Source organism: Pseudomonas sp. GW823-FHT05G12 (assembly GCF_058795575.1).
The window spans coordinates 3038421-3052531 of sequence record NZ_CM179501.1 but is presented as its reverse complement, the minus strand read 5'-3'; the positions used below and the strand labels follow the sequence as shown (position 1 = coordinate 3052531).

At 63.2% G+C, this 14111-nt stretch carries 9 protein-coding genes; 3 read left to right on the top strand and 6 right to left on the bottom strand.

The features are described from left to right. Positions 1-114 precede the first annotated feature (114 nt). The gene (locus AC3RCM_RS13835) at positions 115-1443 is read right to left on the bottom strand and encodes an MFS transporter (protein ID WP_129931719.1); all 1329 of its coding nucleotides are present in this window, start codon (positions 1441-1443) and stop codon (positions 115-117) included. Positions 1444-1606: 163 nt separating this feature from the next. Between AC3RCM_RS13835 and AC3RCM_RS13830 the strand changes: the two genes are divergently transcribed. Together AC3RCM_RS13830 and AC3RCM_RS13825 are read left to right on the top strand one after the other, a co-directional pair. After that, positions 1607-2704 carry a sugar diacid recognition domain-containing protein gene (locus AC3RCM_RS13830; RefSeq protein WP_012052348.1) on the top strand — a complete coding sequence of 366 codons (1098 nt, stop codon included), beginning with the start codon at positions 1607-1609 and terminating at the stop codon, positions 2702-2704. A 141-nt stretch (positions 2705-2845) separates the two neighbouring features. Further along, a complete protein-coding gene (locus AC3RCM_RS13825) occupies positions 2846-3985 on the top strand; it encodes a glycerate kinase (RefSeq protein WP_409322209.1) in 1140 nt (379 codons plus the stop codon). 19 nt (positions 3986-4004) lie between these two features. Here the strand turns inward: AC3RCM_RS13825 and AC3RCM_RS13820 are convergent, their stop codons facing one another. After that, positions 4005-4904: a LysR substrate-binding domain-containing protein gene (locus AC3RCM_RS13820; RefSeq protein WP_492628947.1), complete on the bottom strand. Its 900-nt coding sequence runs from the start codon at positions 4902-4904 to the stop codon at positions 4005-4007. 127 nt (positions 4905-5031) lie between these two features. On the opposite strand from AC3RCM_RS13820, the gene AC3RCM_RS13815 reads away from it, so the two are divergent. Continuing rightward, complete coding sequence (locus AC3RCM_RS13815; protein WP_064491980.1) at positions 5032-6072, top strand: SMP-30/gluconolactonase/LRE family protein; 1041 nt, start codon at positions 5032-5034, stop codon at positions 6070-6072. Here the strand turns inward: AC3RCM_RS13815 and AC3RCM_RS13810 are convergent. From AC3RCM_RS13810 to AC3RCM_RS13795, 4 genes are all read right to left on the bottom strand, one after another. After that, positions 6062-7042, bottom strand: coding sequence for a site-specific integrase (locus AC3RCM_RS13810; RefSeq protein WP_492628946.1), 981 nt, complete (start codon positions 7040-7042; stop codon positions 6062-6064). The two genes, AC3RCM_RS13815 and AC3RCM_RS13810, sit on opposite strands and share 11 nt — an antisense overlap. 60 nt (positions 7043-7102) lie before the next feature. After that, positions 7103-9418 carry a putative bifunctional diguanylate cyclase/phosphodiesterase gene (locus tag AC3RCM_RS13805; protein ID WP_409319923.1) on the bottom strand — a complete coding sequence of 772 codons (2316 nt, stop codon included), beginning with the start codon at positions 9416-9418 and terminating at the stop codon, positions 7103-7105. 81 nt (positions 9419-9499) lie between these two features. Next, positions 9500-10483 (bottom strand): SCO family protein, encoded by a 984-nt coding sequence (locus AC3RCM_RS13800; RefSeq protein WP_064491982.1) that lies wholly within the window; start codon positions 10481-10483, stop codon positions 9500-9502. Between the two features lie 55 nt (positions 10484-10538). Further along, positions 10539-13934 (bottom strand): Ig-like domain-containing protein, encoded by a 3396-nt coding sequence (locus AC3RCM_RS13795; protein ID WP_492628945.1) that lies wholly within the window; start codon positions 13932-13934, stop codon positions 10539-10541. Positions 13935-14111 lie beyond the last annotated feature (177 nt).

The following is a 14111-nucleotide window of genomic DNA, read 5'->3' as shown; positions in this document are numbered from 1 at the left end:
GGGATGCGTTGAGCTGACGATCGGTGGAGGGTGTGGATTGGGTGGGCCTCTTTGCAGGCTTGCCCGCGCCCACAGGCGTGAAAACCTGTGGGTGTGGGCAAGCCCGCCAATGCCTCAACTCGCCCGTGCAGTACTCAGCGAACCCGCTCGCGTTACACGCAAGGCCACCAGGCTACCCAATACGATCAACGCCGCGAGCGAATACAGTGCGGCATCGGTTGAGCCGGTCTGGTCCTTGATGAACCCGACCAGGTACGGGCTGAGAAAACCCGCCATCTGGCCTACCGAGTTGATGATCGCCAGACCTGCCACGGCGGCTCCGGCACTGAGCAGCGCAGTCGGCATTGGCCAGAACATCGGCAAACCGGTAAGCGCGCCCATGGTGGCGATCGACAAGCCAAGAATGGCAATGCTCGGGTTGCCGGCGAAGTTCACCGCAATCAGCAGGCCGACGGCGCCCATCAGCATTGGCACCACCAGGTGCCAGCGGCGCTCGTTGCGCAGGTCGGCCGAGCGCCCGCAAAGAATCATGAACACACCCGCCAGCAGGTACGGGATGGCGCTGAGCCAGCCGATCAGCAGCGGGTTGTCGAAGCCCATGCTCTTGATGATCGAGGGTAGCCAGAAGTTGATCGCGTATACGCCGCTCTGGATGCAGAAGTAGACGAAGCCGAAGGTCCAGATCAGCGGGTTGGTCAACACGGCCAGCACGCTGTCGCTGGTGGTGCTCGGTTTGCTTGCAGCATCGGCCTGCAGGTCGGCAGCGATCAGCTGACGTTCAGCCGGGCTCAGCCAGGCGGCTTTCTGGTAGCCGTCACTGAGCAGGAACACCGCTAGTACGCCCAAGGCCACGGTCGGCAGGCCCTGGATCAGGAACATCCACTGCCAGCCGGCCAGGCCGTGCTGGCCGGCGGCGAAATGTTCGAGGATCCAGCCGGAGAACGGCCCGCCAAGCAGGCCCGATACCGGGATCGCCGACATGAAAAGGGCCATGATGCGGCCGCGCCGGGCCGCCGGGAACCAGCGCGAGAGGTACAGCACCACACCCGGGAAGAAGCCGGCTTCGGCAGCGCCGGTGAGCAGGCGCAGGGTGTAGAACTCGGCAGGGGTAGTGACGAACAGCAGGCAGGTGGACAGGCTGCCCCAGGCGATCATCATCAGCGCGATCCAGCGCCGTGGGCCGAAGCGGTTGAGGGCCAGGTTGCTTGGCAGGCCACACAGTACGTAGCCGATGAAGAAGATGCCGGCGCCAAGGCCGTACACCGTTTCGCTGAATTTCAGGGCGTCGAGCATCTGCAGCTTGGCAAAGCCGACGTTGACGCGGTCCAGGTAGTTGAACAGGTAGCAGATGAAAATGAACGGAATCAGCCGCAAGGTGATACGCCGGTACAGCGCGTTGCGGGTGGTGTCCGTGCCTTGGTCAGGGGCGGGGCTGTGTGCCATGATCGGGTTCTCTGTTGTTATGGTTTTCGCCGCGTCGCCTGTTCCGGCGCTCGCCCTGACGAGTCTCGGGGACTGCGGCCAGCCTGTCTTTGTGCTTTTGCACAGCGCTTGGCCCAGGCTGCTGTGCCCGAGCCCAAAAGCCAAACACCTAAAGGAACACGCAATGTTCGAACTCGACCATGACCTGGCGCAGGATATCGTTGACCGGGCAATGGCCATCTTGCCTTGCAACGTCAATGTCATGGACAGCCAGGGGTTGATCCTGGGCAGCGGTGAGCCGGAGCGTATCAACACCCGTCACGAGGGCGCGCAGCTGGTCTTGGCCAATGGCCGGATCGTCGAACTGGATACCGACGCGGCCAAGTGCCTGAAGGGCGTGCAGCCCGGCGTGAACCTGCCATTGATGCTCGATGGGCGGCTGATGGGCGTGTTGGGCCTGACCGGCGACCCGCAGCAGGTGCGCACCTATGGCGAGCTGGTGCGCATGACCGCCGAAATGCTGCTGGCCCAACGCAATTTACAGGCTGACCAGCAATGGCGAAGGCAGCGCTGTGACGACCTGCTGGCGCTATTGCTCGGCGGCAGCGGTAACTCGCCGCGCTTGCTGGACGAAGCCCGTCAGTTGGGCTTGAAACCTCAGCTACCGCGGATACCGTGCCTGTTCGAGATTGCCTCGGGGCCACCTGCCGAGGCGCTGGCCGCATGGTTGATGAGCCGTTATCCGGATAGCTGGTGCGTCAGCCCGGCCCGCCAGTCGTTGCTGTGGTGCCGCCCGGCAGGCGTGGCCCTGGATGAACTGCGCCTGCTGGAACGCCTGCAACGCCACGGTTGGGACATTGAGCGACTGGCCCTGGGCAGTGCAGCGCAGAGCCTGGAGCAGTTACGCCGTGGTTACCGCCGGGTGCGTGACTTGCTGGCCTATGGCCGCGAAGTGTTGCCCAGCGAACGATTGCTCAGCCTGCAGCGCTACCGGCTGCCGGCGCTGCTGTGGCGCCACCGTAACGACGACGCGCTGGACGAGCTGCTGGAGCCGTTGCAGCGCATCCGCGCCAAGGACAGCAGTGGCCAGTTACTCGCCACCCTGCGCGCCTGGTGTGCCCATGACGGCCAGAGCCAGTCCTGTGCCGATGCCCTGGGCATCCACCGCAACAGCCTGCGCTATCGACTGGAGCGCATAGCCGAGCTGGGTGAGGTCGACCCGCTGCGCCTGGAAGGGATGCTTAGCTTGTATCTGGGGTTGCAGCTGTTGCCCGCTGACTGAATTATTCACTTGCCGGCGGTTGGGCCAGAACAGGCAAAAAGGCATCTGCCCAAACAACCCGGCCGGCGTTTTGTGCATTTGACCGAGGCCACCTGCGCAGCCACCTGTCAGCATGCCGCTCATCAGGACAGGAGAAACCCCATGAAGATCGTAATTGCCCCCGACTCGTTCAAGGACAGCCTCGACGCTGCCGGTGTCGCCCGCGCCATCGCTGCGGGCCTGAGCGAAGCGTGGCCGGAGGCTGAACTGGTCGAGTGCCCAATGGCCGACGGTGGCGAAGGCACCATGGAGGTGATCCTGGCCGCCAGCCGCGGTGAATTGCGCCGCCAGACCGTGCGCGGGCCATTGGGGCAGCATGTCGAGGCTGGCTGGGGCTGGTTGCCGCAAAGTCGCACCGCAATCATCGAAATGGCCCAGGCCAGTGGCCTGCAACGGGTGCCAACCGGCCAGCGCGATGCTTGCCGCAGCAGCACCTGGGGTACCGGTGAACTGATTGCCGCAGCCCTCGACGCCGGCGCCCGGCGTGTGGTGCTGGCCATCGGCGGCAGCGCCACCAACGATGCCGGCAGTGGCATGTTGCGAGCACTTGGCCTGCGCCTGCTGGATGCTGACGGGCAAGCGCTGGAAGAGGGCGGCCTGGCCTTGGCCAAGCTGGCCCGTATCGACGCCAGCGGCCTCGACCCGCGCCTGGCCGGGGTGCAGTTTGAAGTCGCGGCGGATGTCGACAACCCCTTGTGTGGCGCCAACGGCGCATCGGCCATCTTCGGCCCGCAAAAAGGTGCCAACCCGCAGCAAGTGGAGGCGCTGGACCACGCGCTGAATCATTTTGCCGACCATTGTGCGCTGCTGTTGGGCGAGGATGTGCGCGATTACCCTGGTTGTGGCGCGGCCGGTGGCATGGGCTTCGCTGCCCGGGCATTCATGGACGCGCAGTTCCGCCCCGGGGTGGAAGTCGTGGCTGAGCTGGCTGGCCTTGACGCCCTGGCGCAGGGGGCAGATCTGGTGGTGACGGGCGAGGGGCGTTTCGATGCCCAGACACTGCGCGGCAAGACGCCGATGGGGGTGGCACGGGTTGCCAAGCGCCATGGCGTGCCGGTGGTGGTACTGGCCGGGACCTTGGGGGAGGGGTATCAGCAGTTGTATGCCCATGGGGTCGACGCTGCATTTGCCCTGGCCAGCGGACCGATGAGCCTGGAGCAGGCGTGTGCAAATGCTGCCGAGCTGTTGCAGGCCAGGGCCTGTGATATCGGTCGGCTGTGGCGCTGCGCGAAGCGAGGCTGAACACCCTGTAGAAATGGCCTTATTGCTGCGTCTCGAACATGGCAATGAAGTTGGCCAGCGCTGGCGAAGCATTCTGGGCGCTCCATTTCATGTACAGCCCAAGCCCTGGGGCGGGCTGGTCATCGATAGGGCGGATCGGGCAAAACCGCACGCGTTCGCGTGGGGTCGAGCGGACGAACGACTCCGGCACCAGGGCCACGCCAAAGCCGCAGGCCACCAGACCCAGCAGGGTGTGGATCTGCGCCGCCTCCTGCACGACCTTGGGGTAGAACCCGGCCGACTCGCACAGCGCAACCAACTGTGCGTGGTAGCCCCCGCCCAGCGCTTGCGGGGTGAACACGAAGTCCTCATCGGCAAACTCGCGCAAGTCGACGGCCTCGTGCCGCGCCTTGGGATGGTTGGCGGGCAGCGCCATGACGATCTGCTCGTCAAGCAGCAAGCGAGCCTCCAGGGTGCCGACCGGCAGCGGTAGCCTGCGCATGAAGCCGATGTCCGCCTCACCGGCCAGCAAGGCCTTGGCCTGAGAGGCAGATGGCATCTCGCGGATGGTCAGCTGTACGTTTGGATAAGTCTCCCGAAAGCGGCGCAAGCGGTTGAGCAGCGAATCGTAATAAGCGATGGAAATGGCCGTGATGGTCAGTTTGCCGCTGACCCCCGCAGAAACGTTGCGCGCGTACTCGATCCCTTGTTCCAGTTCAGCAAGCGTGCGGTAGGCGGTATCGAGAAACGCTGCACCCGCTGCGGTCAGGCGCACCCCGCGCTTGTTGCGCAGAAGCAGGCCGAAACCGAGCTTTTCCTCGAGCCGGTTGATCGCCTGGCTCAGCGGTGGTTGTGCCATGTGCAGGCGCTGGGCGGCCTTGTGAAAGTGCAGCTCTTCGGCCACGGCGATGAACTGCCTGAGCAAGCGTGTTTCGATCATCCAGCATTCCTGCAGCGTGGCGACTCGGCGGTGATATCCATGGGATATCAAAGTTGCATGCTTTTAATATTAAGTCATTGATTTTTTTGTTGATATCGTAAGAATGGAGAATTGAAGGTAGCCAGAAATGCCCGTTACTCACCTGGCCGGTGCGCTGTGCCATCCCACTGATTGCACCTTGCGCGCCAGCAATAGCCAGCACATCGCCACGCGCTTCAACGAACACAGCAGTGTCAGCCACCCTCGGGACCTTGGCCGTGTGCAGGTGGCCGAGCGCTGGAGCCGCATCAAGGAATGCAGTTACGTGCCGGTCAAAGTGGCTAACACGCGCGCGGACCTTGGTGAAAGCCTGGTCTGGGATGAACGCAGCGGCGTGCTGTACTTTGTCGATATCTCTGGCGGGCGCATCAACGGCCTGACACCCGATGGCGAAGTCGAGTGCCTTTACGAGTCGGCCGCGCGCATTGGCGCCCTGGCGCTGACCGACCGGGGCAACCTGATTTTCACCGAGGATGCCAGCGTGGCCCTCTTCGATGTGCCAACGCGCAAGGTGAGCCAGCATTCGGCATCGGTCCATCCGCGCTCGACTTACCGCTTCAACGATGGCGCCTGCGACCCACAGGGACGCTTCGTCACTGGCCTGATGGACGAGGCCCTCAGTGGCAATACCGGGGCGCTTTTTCGCTTTGACTGGCAATTGAGCGACCAGGTGATCCACGATGACATGGGCTTGCCCACCGGCCTTGCCTGGTCGCAAGACGGCCATACGGTGTACTTCGTCGATTCGGCGGCGCGTGCGATCTACCGCGCCGAGTACCTCATCGAAGGCCGGCTGGGCGCTGTCACGCTGTTTGCCGAAACCCCCGCCGAACTGGGGCGGCCGGATGGCCTGGCGCTGGACCGCGAAGGCGGGCTGTGGGTGTGCCAGTACCATGGCAGCTGCCTGCTGCGCTACGACCGCCACGGGTACCTGACCGACCAGGTGTTGATGCCAGTACCTTGCCCCACCAGTTGCTGCTTTGGCGGGCCCGGGATGAACACCTTGTACATCAGCACCGCGCGTTACGACATGACGCCAGAAGACCTGCACCATTATCCGGACGCTGGCGACCTGTATGCCATCCGCCCGGAAACGGGCGGCGTCGCCAGGCACAGCTTCAAGGAATAAGCGGTTGCACCTGACTGGCCGGTAGCACGGCCAGTTCGCCAAAACGCTGCGCCGAGTCGATGTAGCGCAGCGCCGACTTGGCGTCTTTCCAGCCCACATAGCTCATCAGCGACTTCAGTTCCCAACCATTGGCCGTGGCCCAGGTGGCGAAGCCACGCCGTAGCGAGTGGCCGGTATACAGCGCCGCCGGCACCCCGGCGCGTTCCAGCATGCGCCGCAGCAGGCCGACCAGGCTGTTGCTGTTGAGCGCGCTGTCGCCAAGGTTGCCCCAGCGGTCGAGTTTGCGGAACACCGGCCCATGGGCAATACCGGCGACTTCAAGCCATTGCAGGTAGGCAGTGACAGGGCACAAGGCCTTGAGGGCAGGGGTGCGGTGCTGTACGCCCAAGGCTTCGCGGTCGCCCTTGCTGCGCGGCAGGAAAAGCGTGATGCCGACACCGGCTTGTGCCTGGATGTGTTCGATGCGCAGGCGTGCCAGCTCATCGCCGCGAAAACCACGCCAGAAACCCAGCAACAGCAAGGCGCTGTCACGGCGAGCCCGGCGCAGGGCTGCCAAATCATGATGCTCGCGGGCTTGTCGGGCTTCTTCTTCGAAACACGTCACAGCGGTTTGCAGGTGTTGCAGCAACAGCGGGGCGGCCTGTTTGGGTGGCGTCGGGTGCAGGGTGCGGATGCCGCGTAGCACCTGACGCACCAATGGCGCCTTGGTCGGATCGGGGAAGCCTTGGGCGACGTGCCATTGGCTGAGCGCGGCCAGGCGTTGGCGCAGGGTACTGACTGCATGCAGGTCGGCGTGATCGGCCAGGTAGCGGGCGATACTCTCGGCGGTGGCCGGGAGAAAGCCGCCCCAATGGCTCTCGAAGTGCTCGATGGCGGCCTGGTAGCTGCGCCGGGTGTTGTCACGGGTGGCGGCGCGAAGGTAGCGCTCGATATCGGTCATGGTGCGGGTGTCGGTGTGTGATCGGTACACGATAAACCGAAATGCGTTGCCTGTCCTTGCCCAACGCCCTCGGCAAGCCTGCCGTTGCGCTCAGTACACGCATGCCTTGTCCTCGATACCGTTGAAGGGCGGGTAAGCCCACAGCTGCGGCAGCGACAGTGGCCGGCTGAAGTGGTAGCCCTGGGCGATATCGCAGCCGGCAAGCTTCAGGTACACCACCTGTTCACGGGTTTCCACCCCCTCGGCCACCACTTCCAGGCCCAGGCGCTTGGCCAGGATGATGGTGGAGGACACGATTGGGCTGTCGTCATGGCTGTTGGACAGCGCCGCGATCAGCGAACGATCGATCTTCAGCTTGCTCAGGGGCAGTGAATGCAGGTGGGCAAAGCCGGCGTAACCACGGCCAAAATCGTCCAGACTGATACCCAGACCTGCGCCGCGCAACGTATGCAGGTGCGCCACCGCCGTGCCTTCGGGGTCGAGGATGGTGGTTTCGGTAATTTCCAGCTCCAGCTGCTGAGGCGCGATGCCATGATGCTGCAACTTGCTCAGCAGCCGGTCAGCAAAGTCGGCTTGACGCAGTTGCAGGGCGGAGACATTGACGGCCAGCCGTGTCTTGCGGCCTTGGGCATCCCAGCTCGACAAGGCTTCACAGGCCAGCTGCAGTACTTCCCAACCCAGCTCGACTATAAAGCCACTGCGCTCGGCCAGGTCGATGAAGCGGTCCGGGTACAGCAGGCCGAACTCGGGGTGATCCCAACGCACCAGCGCCTCGTAGCCCTGCACCTGGTGGGTGTCGAGGCGCATCTGCGGCTGGTAGTGCAGCACGAACTGGCGCTCGGCCAAGGCACTGCCGAAGGCCTGTTCAAGGGTGAACGCCTGGATATCGGCCAGGTTCAGCGAGGGGTCGAAAAAGCGATACTGCGCGCGCCCTGCCTGCTTGGCCGAGTACATGGCCGCATCGGCACTGCGTATCAGGCTGTCGATGTCCTGGCCATCACGCGGACAGATGCTCACCCCTACACTGGGGCTGGTGTTGACCTCTTGGCCATCCAGGGCGTAGGTGGCCGACAGTTTCTGCACCAGTTCGTGGACCCAGGCGTTGATCTGCTCCTCGCTGCGCTCACCGGCCAGCAACACCACGAATTCGTCGCCGCCAAACCGCGAAGCTTCGTCGCCGGGCTCCAGCAGGCGCTGGATACGCCCGGCCACAGCCTGTAGCAGCAGGTCACCAATCTTGTGGCCGAGCGAGTCGTTGATCGACTTGAAACGGTCCATGTCGATGAACAGGATCGCCATCAGTCTGCGCTTGCCACGTTGCCGAGTCAGCACCTGACTGGCCACTTCGACGAACTGGCGGCGGTTGTGCAGGCCACTGAGGTGGTCGGTGGCGGCGGCGTGGCTGCTGCGCCGGTGTTCGTCCTCCAGGCGCACGATCAGCTGCTGATTGACTTGCTGGGCATGTTCCAGCGCGTCGAACGCCTCCTGGCGTTTGCGCAGCAGGCGCAAGGTCCATAGCAGGCTGGCCAGGATCATCAGGGTCATGCTCAGGTTCAACCAGAACTGCCGGGAATAGGCCAGCGTCGAGGGTGCGAGGATTTCTGCCTGGCGCTGGCTGACCACCACGCTGAAGCCTTGCTCAGGTACACGGCGGTACACGCTTTGGTAGGCATCACCCGCTACGTACTGGGTCAGCATGCCCGCTTCGGTGTCTAGCGCCGGCAGCGGGGGCTGCAATAGGTCGCCGGCAGTCACCACGCCGCTGTTGTCGATGCGCAGCCGCTCCAGGCCGTCATCCTGCAGCAGACGCACCAGGCCACTGTTGCCCAGGTCGATAGGCTGGAACAGCACCGCCAGGTAGCCGACGTCCAGATGCACCACCAAAATGTTGTCGATTTCCCGGCCGGTCGAATTGGTCAACGGCAGCAGGAAGGGCAGGCGCCAAGTGGGCAGGGCAGCGGTTTGGCTGACAGGTTTAATGCTTGGCAGGAAAGGCTTGAAACCGTAGTGGTCAATGTGCCGCTGCAGTTGGCGCAACCAGTCTGCCGGCAACTCGGCGGCCTCATCGGTATGGCTGGCCGCTAGCAGCCGGCCTTGTCGGTCGTACAGGCTCAACCGCTTGAACACTGGGTCTGCTGCCAGGCTGAAGTTGCCTTGGCGCCGCGTTTTCATGTCGTCCTGGGTCACACGACCCACCGCCTGGGCGCGGCCGACAAGCTGTCGCAGGTTTTCGCCCACGATGCTGGCCAGGTTCAGGTGCTCGATGGCCTTGGCCGACAGTGCATTCTGTCGGGCGGTGGCTTTCTGGGTGACGTGCAGCCCCCAGAGAAACGCCAGGGTCGCTGCACAGAGCATCAGGATCAGCAGTCGCAGAAGGCTGGTGGAGGAAAGCGAACGGCGAATCACTGCTGATAGTTCCCGACCCTGGGTGATGCTCGGAAAATACGACAATAAGATGACAGCCTGATGACTGGTGGCCAATAGCCTTTAAGGGATTCCCCTATTTTTCACGGGCGTCTGCAGGCGAGCCGTTTCCTCCTCGAGGTAACTTAGCAATGCGCTGACTTCGGCATCGCCCAAGCGCATGTTGGGCATGGCCAGGCGGTTGTATTGTTCGAACAGCAGCATGGCCAAGGGGTCTTTTTCGGCCAGCATCTGGTCGGGCACCTTCAGCCAGCGGACCAGCCAGTTGGCGTCACGCTGACGGGTCACGCCCAGCAGGTCGGGGCCGATGCCTGGCTGGCCTGGCTCGGTGTTGCCCACGGTATGGCAGGACGAGCAACGGGTACGGAATATCTGCTCGCCGCTGCTGGGTGAGCGGATTTGCGGAGCCTCAGCGTAGTCATTGCTCATGGCGCTGGCCTGCTTCCAGTTGTGCAGGCTGTTGCCCAGGCGGTCGGCGAGGATGTACGGGCTTTCGAAAGGCGAGGCTTTCATCCAGCGGCCGGTGGCCTGGTTGCCGATGATGAGGCTCAGGTTGTGGTCTTTGGAGCGGCCGTTTTCCAGGCCATCGATCCACAGCCCCAGGCTGCGGCGTAGTTGCTCGATGTCGTCGGGTTCGCCGGTCAGCAAGGTCCAGCCTGGGCCGATGCCGAACTTTTCGGCATAGCGCTTGAGGGTGGCGGGGGTGTCGTTATAAGGGTCGATGCTGATGGAGTAGAGGAAGATGTCTTTGCCGACCCGGTCACCGAGGATTTTCTGTACCTGGCGCAGGCGCGCGGTTTCCACTGGGCAGGAATCGGAGCAGCCGGTAAAGATGAAGTTGATGGCGACCACCTTGTCCTTGATCAGGTCGTCGAAGAAATGCACTTTTTCGCCATCCTGGGTGAGCAGGGGGATGTTGGGGAAATAGCTGGCCCCCCAGGGAGAGGCCGCTGCTTCGGCCACCGTTCGTTGGGGTTGCAGCGGCCAGAACGGCATGCTGGCGGCGAACAACGCGAGTACCAGCAGGAATCGCCATGAGCCAGGCATGATGCGGTCCTCGTGGGTTGGCTGATGGGGGCCGCATGGCGGCCCCGCTTTGCACTCACTTGTATGTGACTGGCGCTGTCACCGTCTGGCCCAGCGTCGATTTCACCGTGACCGTCGCTGGCGTGGCCGGGCCAAAGCCGGTGGTGGTCACCGATACTCGCCAACGGGCCCCCGTAGTCGTGGCAGTCAGCGTCGCGTTCCCCAAGCTTACAGGACCACCGGTGGTTGCTGCAGTCACGCTGATGCTGTTGCCCGTGGCCACCGTGGTTGTCCCCTGCACATCCCAGGTGAACCGGTTGCCGCTACGCAGTTGCACTGTGGCACTGGTGACCTTGAGCTCGTCGGCCGCCACTGCTGGGGTGACGGCGATGCTGACCGTGGCCGGGGTCACCGACTCGGCCCCCTTGGTATCACGCGCCGTGTAATTGAAGCTGGCCGTGAACGGCGTGGCGACCGTAGCGGGTGGGGTGTACGTCACTGTGCTGCCGTCCGTGCTCACGGTTCCCTGGCCGGAGTCGGGCTGGCTGAGGCCGGTGACCGTGAGCGGTACGTTGCCGTCCGGGTCGCTGTCGTTGGCCAGCACGTTCAGGGTGATCGGCTTGCCTGCAGTCGTTGCGGCACTGTCGTTGGCCACGACAGGTGGTTTGTTGGCCGGGTCGTCATCGTCGTCATGGGTTTTGGTGCGGAACGTTGGCAGGCCTACCGAGGCCATGTAACGCACGCCATCCCATCCTGGCAGCGGGGTGGGCATTACCTGGAACTGCCCCGGGTGCTCAAGGTCCCAGCGCAGCAGCATCGAAGAGTCCTCGTGCTGGGTGTTGTGGCAGTGCTCCATGTAGGTGCCGGCGAACTCGCGGAAGCGGATGGCCATTTCCACCTCTTCGGACGAATCAGGTTCCGACCCGATACGGTACACATCCTTGCGCGCCCATTTTTCCCATTCTGGCGGGGCCTTGCCGTCGCGGCTAAGAATCACGCCTTCCTCGAAGTGCACGTGTACCGGGTGGCTCCAGCCATTGCCGCCGTTGACGATCTTCCACACTTCCAGGGTGCCGTCGCCGCTGAAACCACCGTCGGTGGACTGGTTGGCCAGTTGCGGTGCGGCACTGATACGGCGTGGGTCCATGCTGTAGCCAAAGCCGCCGTCGGTCTTGATGGTCCACGGGGTGGTGTCCGTGCCGTCAGAGCGGCCAAAGATGAACTCGCGGTGGCGGGCATCCTTGAGTTTGGCCTGGTCGGCTGCGGCGTCGCGGTCAATTGGCAGGGGCAGCATTTTCAGGCCTGCAGCCTTGCCTGGCTTGGCCGGCTCATAGGCTACCGGGTCCATGCTCAGGTCCTGGCCGGTGTACGGCTGCACCCACAGTTGCAGAAACTTGCCGACTGCCGGATCGCCGTTGTCCCACTGCGGGCCTTTGCTGGTCTGCTTGATCACCGCCTTGTATTTTTCCGACAGCACGTCGGCCAACGGGATAGCTTGCTTCGGACCTTTGCCGGAGTCGTGCTCCATCAGGTTGACGAAGTACAGCTTGTCGCCTGCCTTGATGCCGTTCTTGGCGAAGTTGATGATGATGTCGTAGCGCTCGGCAATGGCCTGCACCGGCAAGACGCCGTTGTTGTCCTGCAGGTTGCCGTCACCATTGAGGTCCATCGTGCCGTCGAATGGCACCGCGTGTTCCATGATGTTGCCGTCGTTGGCGATCATGTGGAACGGCACCCGCGCATACGACAGGTTGGAGCCGGACGGGCCTTTGAACTCACCACTGGTACCGGCAATCTCCCGCACCACGGCGAACTTGAAGTAGCGTGACACCGAGCCGTTGAGGAGACGGAAACGGTAACTGCGCGCACGCACCTTGAGCCTGGGCTTGTACTGCCAGTTGACCAGAATCTGGTCAGCGAGGAAGCCGTCCGTGTTGAACGGGTTGAACCACAGCTGGCCATTGGCATCCCAGGCTTTGTCGGCAATCACCAGGTTGACGTCATAGTCACGGTTCCCCCAAGGCATGGCTGAACCGCTTGGGAAGCGCAGGTTGACGCCGTCCTGCAGGGCCTCGTTGCCGCGGTCCAGGGCGCTGTAGTAGTTCATCATCACGGCGTTGCCCTTGTAGACGTTCTGCGCCGTGAAATCCATCATGTGGTCGTGGAACCAGTGGGTACTCATGGTTTCGCGCCAGTCGCCACGAATCTTGATGCTGCCGTTCTCGCAGGTTTTCAGGCCCGGTGAACCATCGTTGACGAACAAGGTTTCACCCGGCGAGCAGGGGAAAGCGGCACGCGGGTCCTGGGCACGGGTGTTGATGGTGTCGTAGCCGGCCAGCTGCACCGGCCACCGGTAGTCGTAATACTGGCCAGGGAAGAAGTACGCGTTGGCAAAGCCGTCGCTTTCGGCCGGGGAGTGGCCGTTGTGCTCGTGGGTCGAGATGGTATGCAGGCCAAAGCCACCGTTGGCCGAGGGGTCAATTGGCAGGGCGTTGTAATGGCGCATCAGGATCGGCTGGCCGTAGCGCACCATCAGCAGCTTGGGCGGGAAAGTGCCGTCGAAGGTCCACAGCGATTTGTGGTTTTGCAGCGGCATGTTCGGATGGAAGCGTGTGTCGATGCCCTTGGTGGTGCCCAGCGTGGTCGGAATGTCGGAGGTCTGGTAGTACAGGCCTCCCGGGGCGAATTCACCGACGGCATAGTTGTGCAGTTGCTTGCGGTCGCGCAGGCCGAGGTTGATGCGCGCACCGGCCTGGGCGGTCTTGAACGCTGCCTGCGGGTAGAACTCGTTCCAGCGCTGGTGCGACCAGCCTTTTCCTGGTGGCCGGCCTTCAGCGGGCGAGCCGACCGGCTGGCGGTTGAGGAACATCTCGATCTGCGCCTTCCATGGGTTGCGGTCCAGCACGTTGGCGTACTGGGTCGGGAACGGGTACAGCCCGGGTTGCTTGAGAAACGCTTCCAGTGCGTTGCCACTGGGGCCGCTGCGTGCCACCACGTTGGGGTCTTGGGCGGGGGCCGCGCCGAGGGTCGGTACCGGGAAGCTCAGATCGGGCACCGGCGTGGTCGGGTCGAGCTTCTCTGGTCCGAATTCTTCGAACAGCAACAGTTGCTGGGTGAAAGGTTGCGCACCGAACAACGGGCTGGGTTTGCCGTTGGTAGGGTACTTGTCCGACGTTTGCAGGGCAGGCGGCAGCACGTTGTCGGTGCGTACCGTGTTGCGGTCGCCATACACGCCATCGGTCAGCTCCAGCGAGCCTTCGTTGGCCTCCGGCATGGTGTTCAGCTCAAGCAAGGCAGCGGTCGGGTCGTCCGGCTGGTCGGTGTAGGCCGACGGGTCGGTCGGCGGTGGCATGCTGTTGTCGTCGAGGGGGGCTGCCATGGCCGTGATCAACCCGAGGCTGATCATCAGCGCAGTGACGGAGGATAGATGGAACGCGCGTCTGGACGCGTGACTCGCAGCAGGTGTTTTCATTGGCTTAAGCCTCTTTTGCGGCCGTAGGGCCTTAAGCCATCAATGGCGTTTTGCCCGTTAAATGGCCATCAGCAACAGCTATGCCAACAGATATTTCAGTAATGCTTTGACATACAAAACCTTGCAGTGTCTGGCGTGCACTAAAAAATGGAGCGTCAAGAATGGGGACAGATACCC

Excerpts from the sequence above, each read along its gene's own strand:
- AC3RCM_RS13830 (WP_012052348.1), top strand. The coding sequence starts at position 1,607 with ATGTTCGAACTCGACCATGACCTGGCGCAGGATATCGTTGACCGGGCA.
- AC3RCM_RS13825 (WP_409322209.1), top strand. The coding sequence starts at position 2,846 with ATGAAGATCGTAATTGCCCCCGACTCGTTCAAGGACAGCCTCGACGCT.
- AC3RCM_RS13820 (WP_492628947.1), bottom strand. The coding sequence starts at position 4,904 with ATGATCGAAACACGCTTGCTCAGGCAGTTCATCGCCGTGGCCGAAGAG.
- AC3RCM_RS13800 (WP_064491982.1), bottom strand. The coding sequence starts at position 10,483 with ATGCCTGGCTCATGGCGATTCCTGCTGGTACTCGCGTTGTTCGCCGCC.
- AC3RCM_RS13795 (WP_492628945.1), bottom strand. The coding sequence starts at position 13,934 with ATGAAAACACCTGCTGCGAGTCACGCGTCCAGACGCGCGTTCCATCTA.
- AC3RCM_RS13835 (WP_129931719.1), bottom strand. The coding sequence starts at position 1,443 with ATGGCACACAGCCCCGCCCCTGACCAAGGCACGGACACCACCCGCAAC.
- AC3RCM_RS13815 (WP_064491980.1), top strand. The coding sequence starts at position 5,032 with ATGCCCGTTACTCACCTGGCCGGTGCGCTGTGCCATCCCACTGATTGC.